General features: G+C 56.9%; 20 protein-coding genes. 4 read left to right on the forward strand and 16 right to left on the reverse strand.

What is annotated here, in order from left to right; genetic code table 11:
* Positions 1–144 precede the first annotated feature (144 nt).
* Together VFE46_02460 and VFE46_02465 are read right to left on the reverse strand one after the other, a co-directional pair.
* A complete protein-coding gene (locus tag VFE46_02460; GenBank protein HZZ26844.1) occupies positions 145–381 on the reverse strand; it encodes a hypothetical protein in 237 nt (78 codons plus the stop codon).
* A 354-nt stretch (positions 382–735) separates the two neighbouring features.
* The gene (locus VFE46_02465; protein HZZ26845.1) at positions 736–1,674 is read right to left on the reverse strand and encodes a tetratricopeptide repeat protein; all 939 of its coding nucleotides are present in this window, start codon (positions 1,672–1,674) and stop codon (positions 736–738) included.
* Positions 1,675–1,998: 324 nt separating this feature from the next.
* Here VFE46_02465 and VFE46_02470 point away from each other — a divergent pair, with 324 nt between their 5' ends.
* Together VFE46_02470 and VFE46_02475 are read left to right on the forward strand one after the other, a co-directional pair.
* Positions 1,999–2,436: a hypothetical protein gene (locus tag VFE46_02470; protein ID HZZ26846.1), complete on the forward strand. Its 438-nt coding sequence runs from the start codon at positions 1,999–2,001 to the stop codon at positions 2,434–2,436.
* A 975-nt stretch (positions 2,437–3,411) separates the two neighbouring features.
* Positions 3,412–3,642, forward strand: coding sequence for a winged helix-turn-helix domain-containing protein (locus VFE46_02475; GenBank protein ID HZZ26847.1), 231 nt, complete (start codon positions 3,412–3,414; stop codon positions 3,640–3,642).
* On the opposite strand, the gene VFE46_02480 is transcribed toward VFE46_02475, so the two are convergent.
* The 7 genes from VFE46_02480 to VFE46_02510 all read right to left on the reverse strand — a co-directional run bounded on the left by VFE46_02480 (position 3,639) and on the right by VFE46_02510 (position 17,652).
* Positions 3,639–4,655 carry a GSCFA domain-containing protein gene (locus VFE46_02480; protein HZZ26848.1) on the reverse strand — a complete coding sequence of 339 codons (1,017 nt, stop codon included), beginning with the start codon at positions 4,653–4,655 and terminating at the stop codon, positions 3,639–3,641. The genes VFE46_02475 and VFE46_02480 overlap by 4 nt on opposite strands.
* Positions 4,656–4,720: 65 nt before the next feature.
* Entirely contained in the window at positions 4,721–5,464 is a 744-nt protein-coding gene (locus VFE46_02485) for a glycosyltransferase (protein ID HZZ26849.1), read from the reverse strand.
* Positions 5,465–5,540: 76 nt separating this feature from the next.
* Positions 5,541–6,476: a TylF/MycF/NovP-related O-methyltransferase gene (locus VFE46_02490; protein HZZ26850.1), complete on the reverse strand. Its 936-nt coding sequence runs from the start codon at positions 6,474–6,476 to the stop codon at positions 5,541–5,543.
* 187 nt (positions 6,477–6,663) lie between these two features.
* A complete protein-coding gene (locus VFE46_02495) occupies positions 6,664–7,131 on the reverse strand; it encodes a flagellar export chaperone FliS (GenBank protein ID HZZ26851.1) in 468 nt (155 codons plus the stop codon).
* Positions 7,132–7,189: 58 nt separating this feature from the next.
* Complete coding sequence (fliD, locus tag VFE46_02500; protein ID HZZ26852.1) at positions 7,190–9,991, reverse strand: flagellar filament capping protein FliD; 2,802 nt, start codon at positions 9,989–9,991, stop codon at positions 7,190–7,192.
* A gap of 168 nt (positions 9,992–10,159) precedes the next feature.
* Positions 10,160–15,448 carry a tetratricopeptide repeat protein gene (locus VFE46_02505; protein ID HZZ26853.1) on the reverse strand — a complete coding sequence of 1,763 codons (5,289 nt, stop codon included), beginning with the start codon at positions 15,446–15,448 and terminating at the stop codon, positions 10,160–10,162.
* 221 nt (positions 15,449–15,669) lie between these two features.
* Positions 15,670–17,652 (reverse strand): flagellin, encoded by a 1,983-nt coding sequence (locus VFE46_02510; protein ID HZZ26854.1) that lies wholly within the window; start codon positions 17,650–17,652, stop codon positions 15,670–15,672.
* A gap of 424 nt (positions 17,653–18,076) precedes the next feature.
* On the opposite strand from VFE46_02510, the gene VFE46_02515 reads away from it, so the two are divergent.
* On the forward strand, positions 18,077–18,265 hold the full coding sequence (locus tag VFE46_02515; GenBank protein HZZ26855.1) for a hypothetical protein: 189 nt from the start codon (positions 18,077–18,079) through the stop codon (positions 18,263–18,265).
* 38 nt (positions 18,266–18,303) lie between these two features.
* Here VFE46_02515 and csrA read toward each other — a convergent pair whose 3' ends face one another.
* The 7 genes from csrA to VFE46_02550 all read right to left on the reverse strand — a co-directional run bounded on the left by csrA (position 18,304) and on the right by VFE46_02550 (position 25,095).
* Entirely contained in the window at positions 18,304–18,561 is a 258-nt protein-coding gene (gene csrA, locus VFE46_02520) for a carbon storage regulator CsrA (protein HZZ26856.1), read from the reverse strand.
* Positions 18,562–18,687: 126 nt separating this feature from the next.
* Positions 18,688–19,128 carry a flagellar assembly protein FliW gene (fliW, locus tag VFE46_02525; protein HZZ26857.1) on the reverse strand — a complete coding sequence of 147 codons (441 nt, stop codon included), beginning with the start codon at positions 19,126–19,128 and terminating at the stop codon, positions 18,688–18,690.
* Between the two features lie 452 nt (positions 19,129–19,580).
* The gene (gene flgL, locus VFE46_02530) at positions 19,581–21,881 is read right to left on the reverse strand and encodes a flagellar hook-associated protein FlgL (GenBank protein HZZ26858.1); all 2,301 of its coding nucleotides are present in this window, start codon (positions 21,879–21,881) and stop codon (positions 19,581–19,583) included.
* A gap of 99 nt (positions 21,882–21,980) precedes the next feature.
* A complete protein-coding gene (gene flgK / locus VFE46_02535; protein HZZ26859.1) occupies positions 21,981–23,678 on the reverse strand; it encodes a flagellar hook-associated protein FlgK in 1,698 nt (565 codons plus the stop codon).
* 157 nt (positions 23,679–23,835) lie between these two features.
* Positions 23,836–24,339, reverse strand: coding sequence for a flagellar export chaperone FlgN (flgN, locus tag VFE46_02540; GenBank protein HZZ26860.1), 504 nt, complete (start codon positions 24,337–24,339; stop codon positions 23,836–23,838).
* Positions 24,340–24,426: 87 nt separating this feature from the next.
* Complete coding sequence (locus VFE46_02545; GenBank protein HZZ26861.1) at positions 24,427–24,756, reverse strand: rod-binding protein; 330 nt, start codon at positions 24,754–24,756, stop codon at positions 24,427–24,429.
* A gap of 39 nt (positions 24,757–24,795) precedes the next feature.
* Positions 24,796–25,095, reverse strand: coding sequence for a flagellar basal body P-ring protein FlgI (locus VFE46_02550; protein ID HZZ26862.1), 300 nt, complete (start codon positions 25,093–25,095; stop codon positions 24,796–24,798).
* 146 nt (positions 25,096–25,241) lie between these two features.
* Between VFE46_02550 and VFE46_02555 the strand changes: the two genes are divergently transcribed.
* The coding region (locus tag VFE46_02555; protein ID HZZ26863.1) for a hypothetical protein at positions 25,242–25,563 on the forward strand (322 nt) is incomplete at its 3' end.

The following is a 25,563-nucleotide window of genomic DNA, read 5'->3' on the forward strand; positions in this document are numbered from 1 at the left end:
GCTCCGCGATGGTGCCCAGCGAACCACCGACAAACTTTGGCAACTCTGCGGCAAAGTACTCGATCTATTCACCGAAAGCGAATGCCGCAACTACCTCCAATACTGTGGATACCGCTACAATTAACCGACGACGGCACTAGACACTTATTTCCGATAGCCCAACGATTTCATCACGCTGAGCATTTCTTCGTAGGTGATGAAGCGGCGGCGATGAGCCAACTTGTAGTGATCGACCGCCAGCGCCAATTCGCGCGCTTCGGGCGATAACTCTTCATGGCTGTTGGTAAACTGGCGGCGTTCGCGCGAGGGTGACTCGCTTCCTGGCTCGGAATTGCGGCGGTCGACAAATTTTGAGACAGAAGATTCGGCAAGTACGTTCATGCTACGGCTCCGAAAATGAATTTCACGTCCAAATTGTGGTTGGACACGCCTGCCCAACGAGTGGGCGCATTTACCTACCAAAACTTAGGTCGCCGGCCGAATCCTGGCAAACCGCCGGAAGAACATAATGCCGGTTGTGCGGATAATACGGAAAAACCCAGGGTAACGTACCGGCTTGAACGCCCGGCATTCGTGGCCCTGCGTCGGTGCTTGGCCGTTTCACGTGGTGCTTCACGTGGCCGTTTCACGTGGCCGCGTTTCTCCGAAACGCGAGTGCGAGTCTCGGAGAGACTCGCCTACGTGCGTTTACGTACCACGTGCGCCCTACATTTGTCCCCGGCCACCCTGCACTGCCTAGGGATATACGGTCGTGGCGGGGCGAGAGGCCACTTCCAGTTGCTCCCGCAGTGCCCGGCTGGGAGCGTGGTTGGGGTCCATCGACAGGGCTTGGGCCAGCGAACGATCGGCGTCGTCATTCCGACCGGCAGTAAGTTGTGCTTCGCCCAGTCGATACAGCAACTCCGGCGTGGGTGGGCCATGATCCAATGCCAGGGCGAACGCATCGGTTGCCTCGTCGTGCCGATTGAGCGCTTGCAAAGCGAGGCCTTTCAAGTACAGCACGTTTTGCGGTTCTTCGTTGGGGCCGTACGTTTCGCACAAGCTGGTGAGCGTGGAAAGCGCGCGCTGCGGCCGGTTCAGTTGCCGATACAACTCGGCAGTTTCCAACAGCAAGGGCCGATCGTCGTGGGAATATTCCAAGGCCCGGTCAAAATCAGCCAGGGCTTGCTCGTATTGTCCGGCGGCTTCTTCCGCCCGTGCGCGCACGGCCCAAGCGCTGGCATCGTTGGGAGTTAAATCGAGCACGTGTTCGGCCATTTTTCGCGCCTCGCCCGGCTTGTTCATGGCTAAATTCATTTCGCCTAAGCGAACGGTAAGTTGCGGATCGTTGGGGGCCAGCGCCAGCGCTTTTTGCAATTGCTCCATGGCTTGCAACCGCAAGCCGCCGCGCCACAGTGCTTCGGCATATTGGCGGCGCGCTTCGACATCGGTCGGACAGGCTTTTACGGCCTGGCTTAAAAGCGATTCGGCGGCGACCACATCGCCACGATCCATGGCGTTAATGCCGCGGTCGGAAAGATGTCGCGATTCGGCAACCGGCTGGGCCACGGGATCGTGCGGCCGGAACATTTGGCATCCGCTGGTGCAGGCCAGCGCCGCGGACAAAAGCGCGCACAAGATATTGGCCGGCGGCCAGCGGCGGCGCTGCGGCGGACGATGGTGGTGAAATTTCATCCGGCTTGCGCGCAGCGGTTAGATGCGGCGCGACCGTGGAATCAGCGGAGAGATAAATCGCGCAAAAAGGGCCGTCGCCTAATTTGAATTAATACGGATGGGTGGCCGGGGTCGAGGCCGCCGAGCCCCCGGAATTCAAGCCGCTGGGGGCTCACTTCGTTCGACCCCAGCCACCCAAAATCAAATTAGGCGAATACCAAAAGGGCCGCAGATGTTAGCGTTTTTGGGCTTGGTCCTCAACGGCTACCCAGCCGGCGAATCGCAGGATACGATGAAGTGCTAGCGTTTTTGCAGGAATTCATTCTGGGAAAGGCGTGTGCCTGCATGCCGGCAGTTTTCGACAAACTTGGCATCCGCTTCCAATATCCGGACAATTGGAAATTGGAAGCCGACGACGTTTCGCCGGGTCGCCAGACAATTAGCGTGTATAGTCCCGGGGGCGCCTTTTGGACGGTCATGCTGCACCCGCCGGAGGTAGACCCTGCGGAATTAGCCCGCACCGCCTTAGTAGCCATGCAGAAAGAATATGACGAGCTCGACAGCGAGCCCGCGCGAGAAGCCATTGGGGCCACCGAACTGATTGGGTTTAATTTGAACTTCTACTGCCTCGATTTAACCAACACCGCCTGGATTCGGGCCGGGGGTAATCGCTCGGCGATGTTTTTAGTCATCTGCCAGGCCGAGGACCACGAATTTGAGGAAGTTTCCGCGATTTTTCGAGCGATGACCGCCAGTCTGCTAGCAGCAAATAACCGGCATTAAAAATCGTGGCGGCCGGGATAATCGACTTGGCGTCGGCTGACTGGGGTCGAACGAAGTGAGCCCCCAGCGGCGCGAAATCCCAATGACCAATGAAATCTCGCTGCCCAGCCTCGGAATTGGTCATTGGTGCTTGGTCATTCGTCATTGGATTCCGAGGGCGCTGCGGCCTCGACCCCGGCCACCCATTGCGTTCTGAGAGGCCGCAAGTGCTAAGTGTCCACAGTTCTAAGCTTCCGTAGCGGCCCATCGGCCAATAAAAAAGGGCCCGGCCGGCGGTGCGCTTTCGCCGACTGAGCCCTTGAACGTGAAAAGCGGCGCGCCCAATTTCGGGCTTATATGTTGTCGCCAATATCGGCGACGGTGCCTAAGATTCACGACGCTCCTGGTGTCAATTCGATTTGGCCCGAGAACTTGTGCGGGCAAGTTGTCGGACCAACTGGGTCATACAGGAGCGATCGAGGGTATTGCACAGGCCATGCCGCTGCGTCGTGGAATGAGAAAAACTTGAAAGAATTCTGGTCGATCGTCCAAGAACACGGTGTTTATCGAGAGAAAATTCAGTTTTTACCGACTGACATATTTCTATTGCACTGCTGGCAATTCCCCAGGGTGCATTCCAAAGAGCAAAAAGTTGTAAGCTTTACAAACCAGGTGCGAACCGCCAACAATAAGCTCGCGCTTTTTCGCTTGAAAACGAGATGATTACGTCGCTAAAAAGGTTTGCAGCTTGCGCCGTTGACGTATATTTACAAAGTGATTGTGCGACTTGAGAGCGCCTTTTCAAGCGATATAATCGTTTTAATATTTGCTTGTAGGAACTCCAGCGAAGTCGCTCGAAGTTCGGTGCAGGCGTTAAATATGCGGCAGGTCAGAAAGTTTCGCGCTGTGGGACAAACAGGCTAACCAAACAAACTAGGTTGGCGCACGGCAGGAGAGCTTTTTGACTCATTATTTTTTTGAGGAGATGGCTTTTTTATGGCTACTGCAATGCATGAATCGTGCGTGACAGAAATTGGTGCCGCCGCTGGCCGGGTTTGGCACTTACTAGATGTGAAAGGCCCGCAAACCATTACCAAATTGGTGAAGGAGCTCGACGACGTTTCCCGCGATGTGGTGATGCAAGGCCTGGGTTGGTTAGCGCGCGAAGACAAGCTGGAAATTGAAGGCGAGGGGCGCACACGAACGGTGTCGCTCAAAGCGAATTAGCGCTGAGCCAGCGATTGGGCTTGCGGCCCTGTTTGACTTAGATCGATGAAGTGCGGGCCTTTCCGCTTGGCAGGGGCGGATGGCGGTAGTGTCGTGCTGCTTTCCACGTGGGCCGGTTGCGGCTTCACAAAAGCACGTTCGAAATCGCTCATGATGCCGGCCACATAGTTGGGCATCACGTGCCGGCCGTCTTCTAAAAACACTTCGTGCCGCTGGGCGTGCATTACCAATTCGAAGCTGTGGAAGTAATGCACGTGGTCATATTTCCGCTGCAATGCCCCCGCCACCGCACGGAGCGTGCATTTGCTTTCGGTGTTGGCGATGGCGTGATCAACGCCGGACCAAGTGGCCGCCAGCGGCACCGGAGAGACGGTGAGAATGAGGTGCGCCTGGGGATTTAACTGCTTCAAAAGTTGCACCACCTGTTCCATGTTGGCGTAGTTTTCCTGGTACTCGGTGCAGCGAAATTCGCAGCCGATGCCGCCGCCTCCGCAATAACCGGGCGCCGCACAAATGGCATGGCCGTTGTGCTGCTGGAAAAACACTTCGGTCAGCCCGAGCGTAATGATGACGCAATCGGCCTGGCGAATGTGCTGGCGCATGTGCTCGTCGACGGCGCCAATGCGCTGCCACAGCAAATCGCGATCTTCAGCAGCCAGCATCCGGCGGTACGGGTCTTGATAAACCCGCAACGCGTTTTGATGCGGCTCCCAAATATCATCGTCGGCTTGGACGAACAGGCCCGCCGCGCGCTCGAACTCGTATCGAATGCAAAACGTGTTGTAATAAATGCGCGGATCGAACTCGCGGCGTCCGCGAAATTCCGTGGGGGGCAAATCGCCTTCGTTCAGCACCCGATAGTCATTGGCCAACAGCCACTCTTTGACGCGCAGCGCAAAGCAGCTTCCCAGGGCCAGCACTTGCGATTGCTTGTTGATCAGCGGCCGAGGCTCAAAAGTAATGGGAAATTCGGCCAGTGGTTCGGTCAGTTTGCGGCACTGGCGGCGGATCATGAAAGCAGGACGCGGTTAAGTGTGATGGGTAAATGAGTAGTGGTTTGGCATTCCAGCCGGATGAATTAGCGCGCCACAGGCGAAACCCCGTTGGGCATGGAAACGCTGAGTGGGGCGGCAATAAATTGGCGCGCCCGCGCGCTGCGCCGGTTTTGATCGTTGGGAGCGGCACGCATTTCATCGCGCGCTTGGAGCCACACATCGGCGTGTGGGCAATTGCGGGTTTGTTCGAACCACGGTCCGCCGCTGGTCCAATGGATGAGCTTCGTAGTGGCATCCATGGTGTCCAGCGTGTTCCACGTTTTTGGAATCTCGCCAATTTGTGTATCGGGAATGTCTTGGAAGCGATGCAAATATGCGCCCGTCGCCGTTTCGACAACATCTTTGCTCCACAGCGCAAGGTTGGCGCAGTTCATAAGCATCATGCTGGACCAATTTTTGCGCGGGTAGTTGGTTTGAACGGCGCCATTCATTTTGACGGTGGCGATGGGCTGATAATCGTGCTTGACCACGCGCAGGGCCAGGCCGGTCATGTCGAGCTCCGCAATTTCGCGGATGTCGGCCAGGCACAGCATGTCGTTATCTAAGAACAAGGCGTTGCCTTGGTAGTGGCACAAGTGCGGCGGCAAAAATCGAGAATACGTGAACTCGGTGCTTGCCAGCGGATCGTGCGTGCGGTTCAGCCGCAGTTCCGGCAGCTTAAGGTAGCGGATATCGAGCGGAATAGACGAGTGCTTGCGGAGGCTATATGCCAGTACGTCGGCTGGCTCGGGAAAACGGGAATCCCAACCGATGAAAATGCGAAACATGGTTTACTCCCTGATTGATAATTTCAGCTTTTGCTTTACTGTCGGAATGAATTGGGTCCCGACTGGCACAGTCGGGCTATGTATGAATGTCGGGCGATGTACTTGTGGCTTTGAAAACAAACGCCGTGCCGCAGACGCTTTCGATGACAGGCTCCTGCTTGTCCGCGAAAAACTCGTCCACTGCCTGGCGCACGCCGGGGCAGGTGAGGTGACCGTAGTCGTCCAAAACAAACACGCCGCCGGCATTGGTGCGCGGATAAAAAAATTGCAGGCTGTCCAAAGTCGGCTGATACAAGTCCAAATCGATGTGCACCAGGCGGAAGCGGTGCGCCTGGGCCGGCTCGAAGCAGTTGGGAATCCAGCCCTTCACCAAGGTGCAAAACTCGAAATCGGCGAGGTTGTTCAGGGCAACTTGCGGGGAAATTGCCAGCGAGCCTTTTTTCTGCCAGGAATGGCTGCTCAAGTCGATTTTGTCTGGCTGCGGCAAGCCTTCGAAGGAATCGAATCCCCAGTGGCGCTCTGTGGCTTGATAGGTTCCCTCCAGCGTTTTGCAAATCATGGCCGAGCCCACGCCGCCCAGCACGCCGCATTCCGCTGTGCTGCCACCGAGTTGGTTTACCGCGTGGGCGAGTTGAATCAAAGTAAAACGGCGATCGATAATTCGCGTTTTCGGCAGGCCGCCGGCTGCGTCCGGACCGAGATATTTCTCGTACGGAGCGAGCCAGGACCAATCGTTGGGCCACACCAAGTGCCCCTTGTATAAAAACCGGCCTGACCAGGCGGCCAGTTGCTCCAACATTTGGCTGCGCAACTTTTGACAGGCAGGACAAGCGGCCAAATGTTGCGTGACGGCTTGCTGTTGGTCAGCTGGCAGTTTTCCCGCCGCGGCGCTGGCTAGAATGGCCGGATCGAAACAGCTTGCGGAAGCGGACGCTCCCGCCGTCGCAGACTGCCGATTTGTTAACACGCTGTACGAAGCGGATCGAGTCGGCGCTGAAACACTCTGCGACATCGCGGCACCAGCCTATCGCTATTCCAATGGATGTCCGACACGGGCAGGCCGTGGGCGGCATTCCTGGTTCAGTAGAACGGAACGTAGGAAGTCGATGCGCGCCCGTCATCGAGTATTATCGGACCGTAGCGATTAGGAAGTTGAGGCAAAATAATCGCTCGCAACCGGCGGCATGTCGATGCCAGCATCAGGCTTCCAGCGAAAGCCGTTCGGTTGGGGTTTGCATTACGCCCTGAGGAACATGGCCGAAGTGCGGCGCAGCAATGCTGGTGGGCTTTTGGTTGCCAAGCTCTTGGCATACTTGCCGCCAGGTTTCGCGTTCGATTTCCAGCACTCGCAGGGCATCGGCTAAGGCTTCCTCATTTTGCTGAAGATAAGCCTTGGCCAGCGATTTAATCACGAAGGAATATACTGCCGCTACGCGCCGCACCAACGGTTGGCTGCGATCGGGATGCAAGCCGGCGAGCATTTGCGTGAGCATTCCTTGCGCTCGAACGATGGCTTGGCCAGCCGCCGCAGTTTGCGGTTGTGACCACAACAACCGCGCCTTCGTGATTTGGCGAATCGCTGCTTCGATCAGCAGGAGTTGCAATTTTTGTGGCGGGGCGGAAAGAACTTCTTGCTCTAAATATTTTTCGCGACTGGTGGAACTCATGGTGGCTAGCACAGGACAATGGAAAGCTTGATCGGCGACAATCGTGCAGATTGGCCGGCTACCCAGTGATGTTGGAAAGCGTCGACTGTAGGCTGTTGCTGTTATTGCTTGATGACGATTGGTTAAACGTATTAACCGACTGGAACGGCTGGATCGACTGAATGGCCGACAGGTTCGATTGAATTTTGGCAATGGCCAGTTCAGAGGCTTGGAACTGGGCGGTCAATCTTTGCTGCAGGGCGTTCAAACGCGAATTGAGCAAAGTAATGCGCTGCTGGCCGTCGGTTAAGTCTTGCGCCAGGGTACTGGACCGTTCCGCTAAAATGGAAGTTCCCACCCCAGCCAAAGAGTTTGTAAGATTCTTGAATTGATCGGAAACGCCGGTGGTAGGCGTGGTCAGGAAATCCTGGACCGCTTGCGGATCCTGATTGTAGGTCGCCTGGAACACGGACTGATTGAACGCTGCCGTTCCGTCTTGGCCGATGGTAATTCCCAATTGGGCCAGCGAATGAATGGAGCCCGTGCTGGAGATGCTCCCGGCAATCAAGTTGGCCAGCTCGTCGTTGACTTGCAACACGCTGTTGTCGGCTTGCAAAACCGCGGCGGTATTGGTGGTGATGTTGAAGGTCGTATCCTGCTTAATTTGCGAGTGCACCGTGTTATAGGCGGTAACGACCGATTGCAGCGCCGAAACCAAATTGCTGTTGTTCGCCGCCACGGAAAGAGTGATGGGCGTCTGCGAAACGCCCCCCACGTTGATCGATAATCCCGGCACCAAGTTGTTCACCGTATTGGTGGCGGAGGTAGCCAAAATGCTGCTGGGCGCATTCAACGAACCAAGCACGACCTTGGCGTCTTGGCCCGCCACGGTTTGCTGGAACGAAAAATTCACGCCCGAGGTGTCGATCAGCGCTTCGCCTGCTTGGCCGTTTCGGCTGTTGAAAAGCGACAATTGATACGGCCGAACTGAAGAGCCGTTGTTGAGTATCGTGGCCTGTAACCCATAGCCGGAATTGTTGATGTCGTTGGCCAGGTCTTGCAGAGTGTCGGTCGCGCCCAACGTGATGGTCAGCGTTTGCGAGCCGTTAATTTCCTGGGTCGGTTGGCCGCCAATGGTCACGGATTGTTCGCCGCCCAGCAGGTGCAAGTCCTGAGCGGTGGTTCCGCTGGTGCTAGTTACCGATAGCGTGTTTGGCCCGTGAGCGGTGTCGTCCAGTGCGATGCCGTCGCCGGCAGCGTTGAGATGGGCGTCGATGTTCAATCCCAACGCATTGATGGCTTGCAGCAAATCGCCGACGGTGTTGATTTTGCTGCCCACAGTCAGCGTCCCGCTTTCGCCGGTGGTGTCGGTTATTTTGAACGAGCCTGCCCCCACGCCATCGCCGCCATTGAGGCTGGAAAGCAGCGTGCTTTCGCTGACGGTTTGCAGATGGAGGTTGCCGCTCGATTTACTGGTTGCCGCCGAATTCACGGTCAGCCCCAGTTTGTCGGCGCTGTTGGTGGCGTCGGCATTGGCAATAATCAAATTGCTGGCGGTGTCGCCCGTGGTGTCGACCACTTCAATGCCGTTGCCGGCGTCATTCACCTGGGCTTGAACACCGATGCCGGCATCATTGATGTCATTGATCACATCGTCCAGCGTTTGGGCGGACGAAAGATCGACGGGTGCCGATTGATTGTTGCGATCGGTGGTGGTTATGGAACCGAGCGTGCCCAGCCCTGCGCCGCCGTTCAGGTCTTTCAGGAGGACCGTTTTCAGTCCGCCCAGCAGTTTTTGGCCGGTGAGGGTGTCGCCCGCTGCGGCCGTGGTTAACCCCAAATCTTCTTTGGCGCTGGAGCCGTTCAAATCGCTTACCGAAAAAGTGCCGCCGTCATCGGTCGTTAAATCGGTCAGGGTAATGCCGCTGCCGTCGGGGCTGATGGCGGCTTGAATTTTTCCGGGGGCGGCGCTGTTGATCGTGTTAATTACGTCGTTGAGCGTTTGCTGCGTCGTGCCGGAATTCAAGACATTGAAATCAACCGTGGCGCTGGTGCCGTCGCGGAAGTTGATTTGCAGGTCGGGCAGGAAATTATTGAACGTGAGGCCGTTGCCATCATTCAACTGGCTGAGTGGGATGTCGCCGAAGAGTTGCAGCACATCGTTGCCGCTGCCTTGAGCAGTGTTGGTGTTGATGCCGGCCAATCCGAGCGAAGCCGCGGTTGTTCCGCCGCCGACTTCCTGGACCTTCAAGTTACTGGCCGTTTGACCGGTGGTGTCGGTCAGCACGATGTGATTATTGCTGGTGCTGGCTTGCACGCCGATGCCGGCATTATTAATGGCATCGAGCACGTCATCAATGTTGGTGGCCGAGCGGAGATCGACGACGGCGCTGGCTCCGCTGCGACTGGTAATTTGTATTTCGCCGCGTGTGAATCCATTGCCTCCGTTGAGCAAATCTAAGCTAGCGCCGGGATTCACGAAGCCGCCGCTGCTAAAGGTGAGCGTGCCAGCGCCGAGGGATGCCGTTTGACTGGTGAATTTCGAGCTTTGGAGTTGTTGATTTTGAGCGACTTGAACCGGCGTGAGCTGATACGTGCCCGGCTGGACCGCACCGGTTGCTGTGCCGGAAAGAAGGGAGCTGTTGCTGCTGTTGATCGTGCTTTGGGTGTACAAGCCCGGGCTGGCTAAATTGTTCGTGGCAGATTGCAGCCCTAAAATTGCGGCCTGCAAGGAACCAATGGCGGTTTGCTGCTGCGTGTACGTCTGATCGAGCGTGGTCTGTTGATTTACTGGACCGGAAGAAGCCTTTACCAGCTCGCTCACCAACTGTGCGTAGTTGATTCCGCTGACAAGTCCAATTCCGGCGGTAATGGTGCCCATAGAAGTGATTCGCCTAGCGGCAGAAGCGGAAGGCAGTTAGTGGCAGGCAGTAGCCGGAGGAAAAGGAATGGAGCGGAGGGGGCAGCGGAGGGAAGCGGGGCGGGCAATAAAAGGCGGAGGGCAGTAAACGGCGGGATCATCCAAGCGTGGCCGACAAACCAATCTACGTTATCCGCTGGGCAGTTGAGGGGTATTGCCGTGAGCGTGCACTCGGGACCAATGGGGACCGTGGGAAGGGCCTCTCTTCGACAATTCGTCCAGCCGCAGCCGTCGCTTGAGAAGTTCCTCGCGCAACTGACGGAAAAGTTCGCCCAACGGTTGTAACCGGTTTTGTCGGAATAACCGGACGCTCTGATACCACGCGCTATCGTCACGCTGGGTGAGCCAGCGCCAGTCGACGGGCTGTGGCAGCACAACGCAGGTGCGCACACCCAAGGCGCCGGCCAAATGGGCTGTGGTGTTATCCACCGTGATGACGGCATCGAGCGAGGCAATTGTGGCCGCCAGATTATCGAGATCGTATTGGCGATCGGCTGCCGGATCGTCGTGAATGGTAATGCTTTGCTCGGCGGCGACTTGCGCTAGCTCTTGTCGATAGCTTCCCGCTTGCAAATTGATCCAATGCGCTCCCGGCGCGCTCAGTAACGGCTGCCAAGCGGCCAGCGGAATACTGGCGCTGGGGTTGCGGCCTTCGCTGGCGCGCCACGAAATGCCGATTTTCAAGCCCGAGCCGAGCTTCTCCCAGCGCTGGCGCCAGGCTGCGATTCGCTCTGGATCGGCGGTTAGCAATTGATCCTGCCGAGGGAAGGTATCCGCGGAGCGACGTAAATGCTTGGGCAGCGTGCCGGCCGGGCAATGCACGTCGATGGATACGCCACTTGGCAAACGCCATTGATGCTCGCTCCCCTGGGGCACGCCAAATACGGTTGCTTGCGGAAACGAACGGCGGAATAATCGCTCCAGCCGGGCATCGCAAACGAGGGCACAGCCACGGGCCTGCCGCAGCACATCGGGATAGCAAGTGGCGAACATGATTTCGTCGTCCAGGTGCTGTTCGCCATGCAGTAAAATTGTTTGCGTGGCAAGCGCCGAGCCATCCCATTGCGGTTGCTTCAATTGTGCGCCAAAGCGCGTTGTGCGGCCGCTAGGCAAACGCCACTCGTGTTCGTCCCAACCTTCCGAAAAATGTTCGGTTTGCAACAGCAGGCAGGCCCGTTCGGCATGAATGGCAGCATCGTCTGGCCGCAAGCGCAGTGCGGAATCGAAATGAGTGCGGGCCTCCTCAAAGCGTTCCAGTTGGACTAAGACAGCCGCCAGGGCGTGATGCGGCTCAAAGTTTTCCGGATGTTGCTGGACGGCGCGGCGATAGAGGGATTCTGCTTCATCGTGCGATCCCTGCTTTTGCAAGAGCGTGCCCAAATGGAGCATCGCGGGCACAAACTGCGGAGCGTGTTTCAGCGATTGGCGAGCGGCGGCAATGGCAGATTCGGTTTGGCCTTGCGCGGCTAGCAGGCGCGCCAGCTCGTAATGGGCTTCGCCATCCGTTGGTTGCAATTCAATTGCTGTGCGGAAGCATTCTTCGGCCGCCTTTACACATTGATCCTCGATCAGCAGGCGGCCTAACGCGACGCGCAGCGGAGGCGCCGCGGGGCTGCGCTGAATCGCTTGGCGCAGTAATTCTTGCGCTTCGTCGAGCTGGCCGGCAGCCGAAAGGCTTTGGCCCAGCGCGATCATTGTCGAGACATCGTCGGGGAGCGTGCGCAGTGATTTTCGCAATATGTCGATGGCGGCAGCATGATTTCCCGCTCGATTCAAAGCCCGGCCTAATTCGCGCCGGGCCAGCGGCAATTGCGGATCAAGTTCCAAAGCTCGACGAGCATGTTGCAGCGCTTCGGCAAAACGGCCGGCATCGGTGAGTGCGGCCGCCAGATGGGTATGATTGACGGCATGCGGCTCGACAATGTTCAGCGCGCGGCGGAAACAACGCACCGCCGCGTCGAAGCAGCCCGTTTCCTGGGCAATCATCCCCAAACGGGCGTGAGCGGGCATGTGCCGCGGAGTAATTTGCAGGATTTCGCGATACAGTTTTTCGGCTGCGGAGAATTCGCGGTGTTGGTAGGCGCGCTCTGCCTGTTCCAGTAGCGCTTCAATCACTTGCAATGGTTGGCGGCAGTTCAACTGGTTGGCGTCTAGCCAGGCTTTTCCGGGTTTGTTGGGCGGTTGGAGTGGGCATTGCTCGGGAGGTTCGTTTTGTGGCAATACGGAGCGAATTCGCTCGGCGACGGCCATTGGCGAATTGCCGGCAGCGGAAACATTGGCGACTTCCTGCAGACGCGCGGCCACTTGTTGCAACACCGGCTCCCACTGCGATCGCCGCGGTTGACGGAACAACCGCACGCTGGCATACCACGGGCTGACATCGCCGGTAACCAGCCAGCGCCACGAAGGAACTCGCGGAAGCAGCGTCCAAGCCGCAGTGCCTAAAGCGCCCGCCAAATGCACCGTCGCGTTGCCGACGGAAATAACCAGGTCGAGCGCGGCGATTTTGGCGGCATAGGCATCCATATCGACCAGCGGGTCGCCTTGTTCCCAATCGTGAATGTGAATACCTAGGTCGCGCTCCGCCTGGGCGATGTCTTCGTTCACGTCGCCATATTGAAGATTGATGAACTGCACGCCGGGCGCTTGCAGAATCTCGCGCCAATCGGCCAAGGTAATGGTGCGCTTGCGGCCTTCGTTGGCTTTTCCGCCGGCGCGCCAAGAAATGCCAATTTTCAATCCTGGTCCGAGCTCGGAAAAGCGCCGCCGCCAAACGCCGATCGATTTTGCATTGGCGGCGAGAAAATGATCTCGCTGGGGAAAATTCTCTGCAGCGCGGCGGAAGTGAAGCGGCAAACTGCCGGCGGGGATTTGAAAATCGACCGGCTCGGAAAGCGGCATCGGGGACCAATCTTTACGCCGTGCCCAGCCGTAAACCGTCGCCTGCGGAAAGGAGCGGGCGAACAGTTTTACCAGTCGCGGCTCGCAGACCAAAACGGTTTTTGCCGCTTGGGCAATGACATCGGGAAAGCACGAGGCGAATAAAACTTCGTCGCCAATGCCTTGCTCCGCGTGTACCACGATTGATTTACCGGCCAGCGAGGAGCCATCCCAACGCGGCTGAGTGTATTTATCCAACTTGACTTCTTCCGCCTCGTCGCGAATTTCGTGCAGAGGCCAGGCCTCGGCAAATTGTCCCAGTAGCACATGGCAAATGGCCAGGTTCCACTTGGCACGGGTGTAAGCGGGCTGCAGACGGATGGCGGTTTGATAGTGCTCCACGGCCCGACGCACGTGGCCGCATTCGCGGAGCTGATTGGCCAGGTTGTAATGTGCCAGCGGGCAATCGGGCTTGAGCTGAGCTGCCTTGCGGGCCCAAACCATGGCCTCTTCGTAGCGTTCCTGCTGTTCCAAAAGGGCGCTGAGATTGACAGTGGCCGGTTGGAATGAGGGATTCAACTCGGCCGCTTTCAAATAGCAATTATAAGCTTCGCGGTGCCGCTCGAGTTCGAAATAGGTTAATCCCAGTTCAAACTGAAGCACGGGATGCTTGGGCGCCAACTTGATGGCGCGCAGCAAAAGCTCCAACGAGTGTTCCGATTGTTGCGCTTTGCGTGCGGCCACGCCGCAAATGCGCAGGGCCACAATGTTGCCGGCGTCAGCAGCGAGAATTGGTTCCGCGAGATGACCAGCTTGTTCGAAACGATTTTCATTGAACAGCCGCGTTGCTTCCGCTAAGCAGATCGAGGGATCGGCTGGTTGTGGCGGGGCCGGCGTCGGCGGCGTTTTTGGGCTGGCTGGAATGATGCCTGCCGCGGTGGCCGGCTTCGGAGGGATGTTGTCGTTGGAATTGAGCGGTAGCGGCCGGCGAGCAGTGATGTTCGTGGCTTTTATCCGCTCGCCGAGATGGTTGTTGCCCAGGAGTTCTTGTAGGCGGCGGGCGGCTTCGCACAATAATGCGTCCCAATCGCCGCGCTGAAATTGACGCAGCAACTGCACGCTGGAATACCACCGGCACGTTTCACCCTCTTGTTCCCATCGCCATTGCGGCACCTGGGGAAGGAGGCACCACGTGGGGACTCCCAGCGCTCCCGCCACATGGACGGTGGTGTTCCCGACAGAAATCACTAGGTCGAGTGCGGCAACTTTGGCCGCAAACTCGTCCAAATTGCCGAGCGGATCGGCTTCTTCGAAGTGATGAATTGTTGGCCTAGTGTTGGACAAATTGTGATGATTTGTGGCGAGCGCTTGCAGTGCACTCAATTCTGCCTTAGATGCGCCATGCTGCAAATTGATAAAGTGCACTCCGCTTACGGCGAACAAGGGTTTCCATTGATCGAGCGTTGTCGTACGTTTTCGGCGTTCTTCCCACGTGCCGCCGCCGCGCCAGGAGATACCCACCTTCAGCCCCGGCCCCAGTGCTTCCAGCCGTTTTCGCCATTGCTGTTTTTTTTGTGGATCGGCTAACAGAAAACGTTTTCGCGTGGGATAGCTGTTTGCGTCGGTCCGCAAATGCATCGGCAGGCTGCCGATAGGAATTTGGAAATCAATCGGAACCGGCAGCGGCGGCAGGGGACCGCCGGCTTGCCGCGGGTGGCCCACAACGGTGATTGCCGGGAATGACCGCGCCATGAACTTGGCCAAGCGCGGGTCGCAAACCAACACGCATTTTTCTACACGTGTAACGACCTCCGGCAAGCAGGAAGCGAAAAGAATTTCGTCGCCGACTCCTTGCTCTCCGTGCACGAGCAGCGTTTTTCCAAGGAGCGATTGGCCATTCCAGCGTGGTTGAGCATAGGCGGCCACGCGAACTTGTGGCGTGTGCAAACGCCACTCGTAATCGGGCCAGCCGACCGTGTTATTGCTTTGCAGCAGCCGGCAACAACCGCGATTGGTGTAGGCCACCGCAAATTGGCCGTCTAACTCGATGGCCTTAGAATAGGCGGCAATAGCTTCGTCGAGCTTTCCCAACGATTGCAGGATGCTGCCCAAATTGTAATGCGCCACTGCGTGCCCAGGATTCGCGGCGATGCCTTGTTGGCCACAGGCCAGAGCTTCCTCGGGACGATCCAATTTTTCCAGCAGTGCCGCGAGATTGATTCGGGCTTCAGTCAATTGCGGATCGAGCGAGAGCGCACGCCGCAATTGAGCGACGGCCTCCTCCCAACGATCCGTTTGTTCCAGCGCACAGGCCAACTCCAAGCGGAGGCTGGCTCCATCGGTGCCCAGTGAAATTGCCCGCTCCAGCGAATCGGCGGCCTCCGCCGGAAGGTGCTGGCGAAGCTGCGCGATGCCCAGCGCTTGCCAGGTGGGGGCATGCTGCGGATGGTGGGCCAGCAATTCCCGAGCGCATGTTGCCGCAGCGGCGAAATCCTGGGCCGCGAGAGCCTGCACCAGCGCATCGTGCGACGGAGGCATAAGGAATCTGCCGCCTGGTGAGTGACCAATTTATGAGCACGAAAATTCAGCCATCGGGCTGCACTGCCCCACTTTCGTTATCGACCACCGAAAATCCGCTACTTCGCAAAAAATTTACTTGTTATGACATCTCTCTTGCGGAACGGCCAAAGAAAAACCGGTCCGCCCTTCCAATGAAGAGCGGACCGGCGTGTAAATTTCAACGGTCAACCTGCGTCAGACTAGGCGTTCTTGAGCAGGGACAACACGTTTTGCGGGTTCTGGTTGGCAATCGACAGCACCGTCGTACCAGCCTGCACCAGGATTTGTGCCCGGGTCAGGTTGGCGCTTTCGACGGCGAAGTCGGCGTCTTGAATCGAGCTTTGGGCATCGGTCAAGTTCGACAGCGTGTCGTTGAGCGTGTTGATGTTCGTATCCAGCGTCGTGCTCTGGAACGCGCCCAATTGACCGCGGAGGGTGGTGACGGCGTTGATCACGTCGTTCACGATGCTGGCACCGCCGTTCACGTCGGTGGTCAGGTCCTTGTCTCCGCCGCTGCGAAGTTCGAACAACGAGCCGCTGGCTCCGTTGAGCGTCGCACTGCTGATGTCGCGAATTCCCAAGCGGGCTTGCTGATTGCTGACCACATTCGGGCCAAGCTGGAAGTTCGCACCGCCGCCGGTGATCGAAAAGTTCAGCGTATCGCCGTCCTGCAAGTGCGAGTCAACCGCAAAGCTCAGGTTCAACGTCGGGTTATTGAGCGAAACGTTCAAGCCATCGCTGGTGGCCTTCACGCCGTTGATATTTGCATCAACGTCGGTGCCCGTGGCACGGCCGTTGGCATCGCTGGTGTTGAAGGTGCCGCTAATGGCCTTGGCGCTGACAAACGCGTTGGAGCCGTAAGCGGTGGAGGTTAGCACCAAGTTGCCCGAGTTAACGCTGGCGCTTACGCCCGTGGCGTCGGAAACCTGGTTAATGGCGGTTTGAATTTGGCTGACGGTGGCGCCGCTGCCGAAGCTCAGGGCTTGGTAGCCGTTCTCACCGCCGATTTGCAACACCACGTCGCTGCTCAGCGCTCCGCCGGAGTAAGTCAACTGGGCCTTGGTGGCCTGGCTGACGATGTCGATCTGCACTCCCAGCGAGCTGGCGGTGCCGAAATTGGCTTGCGAAATTTGCAAGTTGCTCAAATTCGATTCGCTGAGGCCGCCGGTGGTGACATCAGAGAACGAATCGCTGGCCGCATAGGCGCCAGAAGCGTTGGCCGCGGTGGCGGTGAAATCGCCCTGAGCGGTAATTGCGCTGGCAATGTCGGCCGCGCTGGCGCCGGCACTGGCGGTAATCGTCAGCGTGCCTGACGAATAAGTGGCAGCGGTAGCCCCATTGCTGACAATATTCAGCGACACGTTCACATCGTTGAAGCTCGGGCCGCCCGATGCAGCGGATAGGGTAATGTGATTAGAGTTGGATCCACCCGCGAGTGCGCCGGTGTACGTTGCCTCGGCAACTGTGCCAGCACTGGAGGCCACGGCGCTGAAGGAGCCGGTGCCATTGATCAGCGTGGCGATGTCGGAAGCTGTCGCAGTGGCGCTGCGGGTAATCGTCAACGTGCCAGAGGTATATGACGCGTTGTCTGTAGCACCGCTGACGACGACCACGTCGCCGTTGAAGTCGGAACCGGCGGCGGTGGCGGAAATGGTCAACAAGCTGGCCACGGTGCCGCTGGCCTTGGCATCGGCGACGCTGCCGAAGCTGCCGGAAGCGTTGGTCACGACATTGCCTGGGCTGGTCGTGATGAAGCCTAAGCTGCCATCCAGCAAGTTGCGGCCGCCAAAGGAGGTGGTTTCCGCAATGCGGTCGATGGCATCCAGCGACGCATCAATTTGCTGCTGGTTGGCCGAGATTTGATCGGAGCTGAGGGCGCCCGAGTTGGCCGATTGGGCCACCAGGCCGCTAATATCGTTCAACAGCGAGCTCACCTGACTCAAGGCGCTGTCGGCGGTGGCAATCAGCTCATTGGCTTGCTGGCTGTTGCTAATGGCCGCATTCACGTCCGTGATGTCGCTGCCAAGCGATTGGCTGGCGATCAGGCCTGAAGGATCATCAGCGCCAGTGTTAATTCGCAAACCCGTGCTTAAGCGGGTCAAAGCGGTTTGCAACGCGGTATTCGATTTAGCCAAATTCTGTTGAGCAACTAAAGAGCTAACGTTCGTGTTAATGCGGGTCATGCGCGACACCCCTTCGAGTTAAAAATTAATCAGGCACGATATGGGTGTCAGCGTGGTTGTGCGGAACAAGCACAATCGCGTCAACCCGACGATTGGCAGATGCACGGTTGGTTTCAACCGCAATTTGCAAATCGTTGCGTGTTCAATGGGCAGTAAATTACGACGCCGGACGGTAATGGTTTAGGTAGGAACGTTGGGCAGGCAGTTGGAACTCGCTGGCTGGCGATTGATCTCGTTCCTACGGGCGCTTCATGCGCGAGTGAAGGACTTCCATTCGAGTAAATCGCAGGGCGAATTGGCGTATGGGAACGCCAACCTCTTGCAGTATCGACGGTGCAAGCTGCGGGCTTTAGTTAACACCTACGGGCTGTCCTCCGCCGACCTATGAGTACATAGGTTGATGTTTTGGTGTGCGTCAAATCTTATGCACCATGAAAAATGGGAAGCGGCCCTTCCGGCGGCCACATTCTCGTCACGAATCCTACAAACGGAACTGCGCTTCCGTTTTGGCAAAAAATCCATCGAAGCGATAGCAATTCATTTCGCCCGTGACTGTCTTTTTCAGCAACGCAGAAGCGCCGAAATTTCAGGCGGGCAGCTTTCTCCGCAATAAGGGGGGCATCGACTCTCGTTAGGGTGTCGCGTCTGAGTTTAGGGTGTAGTGCCTGGCTTTGGCGTATGATCCGGCCATGCGCCGCGACCCAGGGCTTGGGCATCTTTGGGGTCCAACCGCGAGGATCGCAGGTTTTCCCTCTGAATGGCATCGTACACTTCCTGGCGGTGGACCGGGATTTCCGTAGGTGCATTAATTCCTAAGCGCACTTTGTCGCCACGGATATCGACAATCGTGACAACAATGTTGTCGCCGATGATGATGCTTTCGTCGCGCTGTCTCGACAAAACAAGCATCGCGGACTCCTTCCTTCAATTAAGATCCGAGGGTGGGCGTTTCGGATCGGTGGTTTGCCGGCGCGGTATTCAAAAGTGGAATAATAAGGATCAATATCTTCGAGCAAAACCGTCAACCAACTCATTTCAAGCTGACTTGCGAAGCGGACCCGATCCGCCGACGAGTTGATACTGCGTCGGCAAATCGCCGTTAGTAATTACCTGTCGACCTAGCCGCTGCTGCAAATTGATGACCAAGGGCGCCTTCAAATTGAGCGTAATTCCCAATTCATTCTTGCCGACAATGGCCAGGATTTGTGCCTCCCGAATTTCGGCCAGCGCCAAAGGCGCCAATTCGCCGCGGGAAACACGGACCTGATACTCTGGAACAAAGCGGCGCGGACATACGACTGCCAGCGCAATCTCTGGAGAAGAGGAGTTTTGCAGCCACCCGAGCGCGTCATTTTCCGCATCGGCCAGCAAAACCCAGTGCCGACAGTTTTCCAAACCCATGAGGCCGGCCGGGAAATGCAGCAAATCGCATGGCTCAATATCCAAGGAGCCGAATCGAGTCGTGTCGATTCTCATGGCGGACCTCCTGTCACTTCATGAAACGGCAGGCTAGGGAATGGAAGCGCGACGAACCCGTGCCGGGCGGAGGGCTAGCATCGCTGTGCAGCAACCGCCTCACGCTTTGGCCGGCGCAAATTCCCGGTGCTTCAAGGGTTAGAAGCGCTTCACTGTGGTTTTCCACCCACAGTTTTCCACACGCTTCATCTGCTACATCGGCTAGCATGTCTCGCTAGCAAGAGAAAATTCGACTGTTGTGGCAAACTAACGGACGTGGCGATTATGTGCCGTATACGCAATGTGCAACTGCGACGAAATAAATACGGCTCACGCCGGAAATGCAACGCTTCGGTTTCCTGCTAAAGTGCAGCAGAAAATTCGCGCGCGGGAAAGAAGAGTGTTAGCGCCGCTAGATTTTGCGATGCGATGCACAGTTCAAAGGAGCAACTTTCAGACAATCAGCTGCCGCCTTACAAGTAGTTGAGCAACGTCAAATGGAACATTTGACCAGCCAGTTGCAGCGATGCTTGGAAGGCCGTTTGCTGAGCCGTGAGATTGGTAATGGCGGTGGGCAAATCGGTGTCGATGTCGTTCGATAGCGCGGATTGCAAATCGGTCGTTTGCGAATCGACCTGAGTTTGCAGAGCGTCCAAGTTTTGCTCTCGGGCTCCCACTTCGGCGCTGGCAAAATTAACTTGGGTGGTCGCGCTATTGATTAGACTTACGGCCCGACTAATTCCAGTCTGATCGTTGTTCAATAAGGCATTGTGCAAGCGGATGAGTGCGTTGAAAACACTGTCGGTTTCCGCCGGGTTAACATCGGCGCCGGCGATGGTTTCAACGCCGCTGCCAGCTACCGCTGCCGCACTGGTTGTTTGACCGCTGGGAACCAAACCCAAGTTTTGCGCCGCCTGGCTATTGTTTTCCACTTGCACTTGAAAGGGGCTTGAGCCCACGGCCGATGAAACCAGCTCGATGCCGTTGCCGCTAGTTGCCAATTGAGCTACCAGCTTCCCGCCATTGCCCGGCGCGTTGTTGATCATGTCGATGACGTCGCCGATGGTCGATTGACCATCCAAGCGAAATTGCAGCACGGCGCCATCTTCCAACTGAATGTCAAAATCGTTGCCGGCAGCGTTCTGTTGAGCCAACGTTTGCACGCCCAATCCGTGATTCAAATCGGCCAGCTGCGTTTGCCGGCTGAAAGTGCGCACGCCGAGCTCGGTGGCCGTGCTGCCGCCATTTTCACCAATCGAAAAATCGCTGCCGCTGAGCAAAGAATTGATGTTAATGCCCGTGCCGGAGGAATTGATGGAGGCTCGCACGGAAGCGCCCGAGCCATTGATTAGGTTGACCAAATCGCCAACGGTTTTGGCGGAACTGAAATCGATGGTGTAATTCTGGCCGCCGTTGGTAATTTGCAGCCCGGAGGCTTGATCGAAGGCCGCTCCTCCGCCGCCTGCCGTGGTGGCCGTGGCGGCCTGCGAAACGAGCCCGCTGCCGTCGGAATCTTCCGAATCGAGCGAGGCGTGAAACAGGCTGCTGAACGTGGAGTTGTTATTGAGCGCTTGCACGACCTGAGCGGCGGTGGAGTGGCCGCTGTCGATGTCGACCGTGATGGTTGAGCCGCTGATATTGACTGTTTCGCTTCCGGCCCCAACGGTTCCGTCGTCAATAAATTGCAGCGTGTAACCGTTGGTTGCCGCGCCATTTTGCACTGCTTTAATATCGAAGCTGCTGTTTGCGCCTGGCGAGTAAATCTTCGCCTGCGCGTGAGTTCCCAAAATATTTGCCAGGGGAGTGGTCACCGTGAGGAGCGGATTTAAGTCGCTGCCGGCGATGGTGGCGCTGGAGTTGTTCGGCGCAAGGATTCCAAGCTCGCTGGCAGTGACGCCGTTGCCGATGTCGTTGATTTGCAGCGTGCCACTGCCCACCAAGGAAACTTGTAGGCCGTTGTTGGTGATTTGCACATTCAGGGCCGGCGGTTGCGTGCCGCCGGCAGGTTGCGCTTCGAGCAACGACTTAACGTCGCCCAAGGTGGCGGCCTTGCTGAGATCGATCGTGCGCAAATGCGTGCCATCAGAGACTTGGATGCTTCCTAATTGCACTCCCAGCCCGCCATTGAGCTGTGACAGCGGTGTATCGGCCGTGACGGTGGGATTTAAATCCGTCGTGCCTTGAATTTGCTGCGAGATTGCGCCAAACGCCTCGTTGCCGCTAATATTTGTGGCGAATGGCGAATTGCTGTCGGAAAAGCTTTGCAGCTGCGTAACGTTCCCGGTATACGTTACAAAGCTTCCATTCAGCGTAAACGGTTGCACGCCGGTGCTGGAGCCGGCAAACACATAACGGCCGTCGAACTGCGAGTTGGCCGTATCGACCACTTGCTGCAAAATGCTATCGATTTGGACAGCATTCGCTTGTAGCTGCGAATTGGTGAGCGTGTTACCGGAGGAAGATACCGCCAGTCCGCCGGCTTGATTCAGCAGGTTTGTGATGGTCGAAAGCGCGGTGTCGGTCGTCGAAAGATACGACTGATTTACTTGTAAATTGGTTTTGAACTGGGCCTTGTTGTCCAGTTGCTTCTGCAATTCGACGGCCTCGGCGGCGGCGGTTGGGTCCTGACTACCCTGAGAGATGCGTTGCCCCGAACTAATGCTTCGCTCCAATTGCAGCATCGTTTGCTGATTGCTTTGCAACTGCTGAGTAAGCAAACTATTGGCCAGCATGTCGCTGACGCGCGTCGACGGGATGGGGGTGAGGAAGGTCATGGGCAAATGGCCAGCTGTGGATGCGGCCGTTAAGCAGCAAGGACTAAGTCATGGGAACCAATTAAAAGATGCGGAACTTTATTTTCTGCATCGGCGAGATCACAAATTGACCAAGGTTTGCAGCAAACTGTTGATGGTCGAAATATATTCTGCCGAGGCTTGATAGGCGCGTTGATACTCCATCATCTTCACGGTTTCGTCATCAATGCTTACGCCGCTAATCGCTAAATTCTGGGTATTTAGCGATTGTTGAAAGGTTTGCGCACTGTCGGCCAGGTTTTGGGCGACCGCGGATCCCTGTGAAACATCGGAAGCGACGCGATCGTACATTTGCGACAGCGTCGCTCCGCTTTGCGATGGCAGCGGCAAATCGTTGAACCCCGCCAACTGCACCGCCACATTGGTATCTGCACCCACGCCTCCTGCGCTGGCGGCAAAGGTGGAAGGATTGTCGATCACCTCTTGGTTTACACTCAAACTGTTGGCGTCGGAGCCGGTAAAAAATGTGTTGATTCCCAGGGAGGCTAAAATCCCGCTGGTGTCGTTGGCAAAGGCAATTTGCTCGTCGGGCGAGCTGCTTTGAATGGAAAGCCGCCGATCAGGCGTAATGGTTGCCTTAACCCCGCTGACGGCATTCAATTGATTTACCAAATCGGTGAGCGACGTGTCGCTTCCCAAGCCGTTCAAATCCAGGCGGATGGTGCTGGTTTGCGTCAATTGCGTGGAGGGATCATAAACTTGGATGTCGAACTGCCCGTTCCCCGGCGTGAAATTCAAGCCGGCTGCATCCAAGGGCGCATTGACGTCGTCGACCGCCAAAGTGCTTGTTACCGAGGAGTAGCCCTGCAAGCCTTGTCCGGAACTGTAAATTTTGTTGAATTCGAATGCCAGCGTGCCTGCGAAATGATTCAGTTGGTCCAGAAATCCGCCCAGCACCGTATCGCGCGAATTGATGAGCCCAGCCACTTCGCCGCTAGTGATTTGCAGCGGCGCGTTATTGCCCGCCAGCACGAGAGAATTTGTCGTGAGGCCGCGATTCGTCGATTGCGAGACGGCAACACTGCGGGCTGTGCCTTCGAGCACGAGAAACTGGCCGCCGGAAAATACGGAAACGGTGCCGTCGCTTTGCGACTGCGTGGTGACGTTCATCAATTGCGACAATTGCGAAAGTGCATTGTCGCGCTGATCGGCCAGCCCCACCGCATCGCTCTGCGATGTTCCACCCCCCTCGGCTGACTCGATCTGAATATTAAGCTTCCCAATTTGCGAAAGCAGAGAATTGATGCTGCCGGCATCTTGTGCCACCTGGTCGTTCAAGTCGGAGCGGAGCTGATTGGTTTGCGAGGCCAGTTGATTGATATCTTGTGTTACCGTTTGGCCCTTAAGCACTGCCAGGTTGCGGACCGAGTCGCTTTCCGGCTGATTCAAAACGTCGGAAATGCTGGAGAAAAAATCGTCCAAGGAGCTGCTTAGCCCGTTGGTGCCCAATTCGTTCAGCAAACTTTCTAATTGCGTATATGTCTGCTGCGTTAGTTGCGTGCTGGTGCTGTCGCTGGTGGCGCTATTTAGCCGTTGTTGCAGGAATTGATCAACCTGCCGTGTCACCCCCTGCACTTCCACGCCTGTGCCTAGGAGTACGCTTCCCAATTGCTGCGTGGGCCCCGGGGCGAATTGCACTTCTTCGCGCGCGTAATTCGGAGAGTTGGCGTTGGCAATATTCTGCCCGACCACTTGCAGGCCGATTTGTGCAGCCTGCAAGGCGCCGCTGGCCACCTGGATGGAACTGAAAAGCGACATATTTCAAGCAGTCCCTGGCAACGCGCTCTACGGACGGTAGATGGAGGTAAACGCGGCAATATCGCCGTAATACGGGCCCAATTGCCGTGCGATATTACCATCGCTGGCCAATAACGTCGGCAATCTCTGCGCGGTCCGCCAAGATTAGCCGAACGGTTCAGGCTTCCTGGTCTACCATGTAACCGGTGGAATCGACGGCAGCGCCTTTTCCATATGTCGGACGGAGACGCCCCCCGGTCGCGATAATCTCCAGCATCTGAGAAAGATGAATTAAGGTGCGCTGATTTAGCGCCCAATTTGCCAGGCTGTGATGTTGGAGCAGGCGAGATCGACTAGCCGCTTCACGAATTTGAGGTGTCCAATGCTGTCGTTGCTGTGCTGGCAAAGCCGCCGTGAACTCCGTCAAGGAGCCATGTGGCAAGCCCTGCTCGTTGGCTTGTTCCAGCAGTTCGGCTCGAAGTTGATGACAGGCTTGCAATCGATCGATCAAGGCTTGCTCGCGTGGTTGCAATTGCGCTAATTCCATTGGCTTGGCTTTAATTAGCAACGCTCGCTTTTGGCTAATTACTTCCAACAGCTCGCGCTGCACTTCGGAGAGCTCAGACAATAGCATTCCAAGTTGCGAATCAAAAGCATCTGCTTCTGGCGATGGAGTATCCATGAATTTCCAAGGGGCATTTAGTTCTGCGCGAAAGCTTGATTGATTATAAAATTACGAACTGGCAACAGGCCGCAAAAATTAGTGTGCTCATACACCGCGATTCATCGTAAACAGGTTGTACATGGAATCGGTGAACGTATGGGCGGTGGCTTTCGACATTTGCTCCGCCCAGGTTTGATCGAGCTGCGATTGAAATGCTTCCTCCGCCCGGCCGCCATACATAAAGGCTGGCTTGTCGTGCATTTTTTGCATCGATTTGATCATTTGGCCATAAAACGTTTCGCCCACGAACGAATCGAACGAGTCGCGCAGCGCATCGTTCTTGCCAGTTTTTTTGTTGACCGCACCGTTCAATGCGGCCAGTCCGGTTGGTTGCTGCGAGACAAGTTGATTGGGGTTAATTTGCAGAGGGCTCATGGCAAGCTCGTGTGCTAAAAATGGTTTGTATGTAGGAAGTCACTCAATTACTAATGTGCCACGAAGTTTTCCGTCGCGGTCCAACCCTTTAATGATTTCGATAATGTCGTCCGTGGGCACCTTCACGGCATTTAGCGCGGTCACCAGAGCCTTCAGTTTCGTGCTTGCCGTCGCTTGGGGGGCAGTATCAATTGGCACAAATCCCGGCGGGGGCGGCGTCGCGCTGTCGGTCGTCTCAATGACCATATTCTTGTGCGTGACCACGACCGCGCCGATTTCCACGTCGCCGCCAATCTCCGCGGCGCGATCGACGATGGCGGTTGGATGAATCTTGGCCATTGGGCCGCATTCTGTCCGACCGACACCGCCGGTTCAATGGGAACCCGCCGTCCGGGGCGCGGCGAGCGTTTCACTTTTTTGCCCAAGCTGGCGTCCACAGGGGTGAAGTTTGCACGGGATCGGCCAAGCCGGGATATTACGCGCCAATGGACACTCCACCTTCCCGCACGCGGCGAATCGCGCCATTCGCCATCGTTCTTCTGGCGCTTTCGGCCACCTGCGTACGCGCCCAAACCGGCCCGGCGCTGCTGGTCAAGCCGTGGCCCGAAAAAGAAGAACTGCTCGATTCCCACACCGAGGCGTTCGTCGCCGGCTCCGGCCACACCACGCGGCAGAACGACCGCTTTCAATTGTTCGATTACGAATCGGTCGGCCGCTTCCGCATCCTGCCGGGCAATGAGATCAGCCCGCGAATCGGCTACGACTTCACGTTGATGGATTTCCATACGACCAACAAGCGCCTGCCCA

The sequence above is a fragment of the Pirellulales bacterium genome (assembly GCA_035656635.1).
GTDB lineage: Bacteria > Planctomycetota > Planctomycetia > Pirellulales > JADZDJ01 > DATJYL01.

Bases quoted from the DNA above. Each gene is read 5' to 3' on its own strand.
- VFE46_02460 (HZZ26844.1), bottom strand. From the start codon at position 381: ATGAACGTACTTGCCGAATCTTCTGTCTCAAAATTTGTCGACCGCCGC.
- VFE46_02465 (HZZ26845.1), bottom strand. From the start codon at position 1,674: ATGAAATTTCACCACCATCGTCCGCCGCAGCGCCGCCGCTGGCCGCCG.
- VFE46_02470 (HZZ26846.1), top strand. From the start codon at position 1,999: ATGCCGGCAGTTTTCGACAAACTTGGCATCCGCTTCCAATATCCGGAC.
- VFE46_02475 (HZZ26847.1), top strand. From the start codon at position 3,412: ATGGCTACTGCAATGCATGAATCGTGCGTGACAGAAATTGGTGCCGCC.
- VFE46_02480 (HZZ26848.1), bottom strand. From the start codon at position 4,655: ATGATCCGCCGCCAGTGCCGCAAACTGACCGAACCACTGGCCGAATTT.
- VFE46_02485 (HZZ26849.1), bottom strand. From the start codon at position 5,464: ATGTTTCGCATTTTCATCGGTTGGGATTCCCGTTTTCCCGAGCCAGCC.
- VFE46_02490 (HZZ26850.1), bottom strand. From the start codon at position 6,476: ATGTCGCAGAGTGTTTCAGCGCCGACTCGATCCGCTTCGTACAGCGTG.
- VFE46_02495 (HZZ26851.1), bottom strand. From the start codon at position 7,131: ATGAGTTCCACCAGTCGCGAAAAATATTTAGAGCAAGAAGTTCTTTCC.
- fliD (HZZ26852.1), bottom strand. From the start codon at position 9,991: ATGGGCACCATTACCGCCGGAATTGGACTTGTCAGCGGAATCAACTAC.
- VFE46_02505 (HZZ26853.1), bottom strand. From the start codon at position 15,448: ATGCCTCCGTCGCACGATGCGCTGGTGCAGGCTCTCGCGGCCCAGGAT.
- VFE46_02510 (HZZ26854.1), bottom strand. From the start codon at position 17,652: ATGACCCGCATTAACACGAACGTTAGCTCTTTAGTTGCTCAACAGAAT.
- VFE46_02515 (HZZ26855.1), top strand. From the start codon at position 18,077: ATGCACCATGAAAAATGGGAAGCGGCCCTTCCGGCGGCCACATTCTCG.
- csrA (HZZ26856.1), bottom strand. From the start codon at position 18,561: ATGCTTGTTTTGTCGAGACAGCGCGACGAAAGCATCATCATCGGCGAC.
- fliW (HZZ26857.1), bottom strand. From the start codon at position 19,128: ATGAGAATCGACACGACTCGATTCGGCTCCTTGGATATTGAGCCATGC.
- flgL (HZZ26858.1), bottom strand. From the start codon at position 21,881: ATGACCTTCCTCACCCCCATCCCGTCGACGCGCGTCAGCGACATGCTG.
- flgK (HZZ26859.1), bottom strand. From the start codon at position 23,678: ATGTCGCTTTTCAGTTCCATCCAGGTGGCCAGCGGCGCCTTGCAGGCT.
- flgN (HZZ26860.1), bottom strand. From the start codon at position 24,339: ATGGATACTCCATCGCCAGAAGCAGATGCTTTTGATTCGCAACTTGGA.
- VFE46_02545 (HZZ26861.1), bottom strand. From the start codon at position 24,756: ATGAGCCCTCTGCAAATTAACCCCAATCAACTTGTCTCGCAGCAACCA.
- VFE46_02550 (HZZ26862.1), bottom strand. From the start codon at position 25,095: ATGGCCAAGATTCATCCAACCGCCATCGTCGATCGCGCCGCGGAGATT.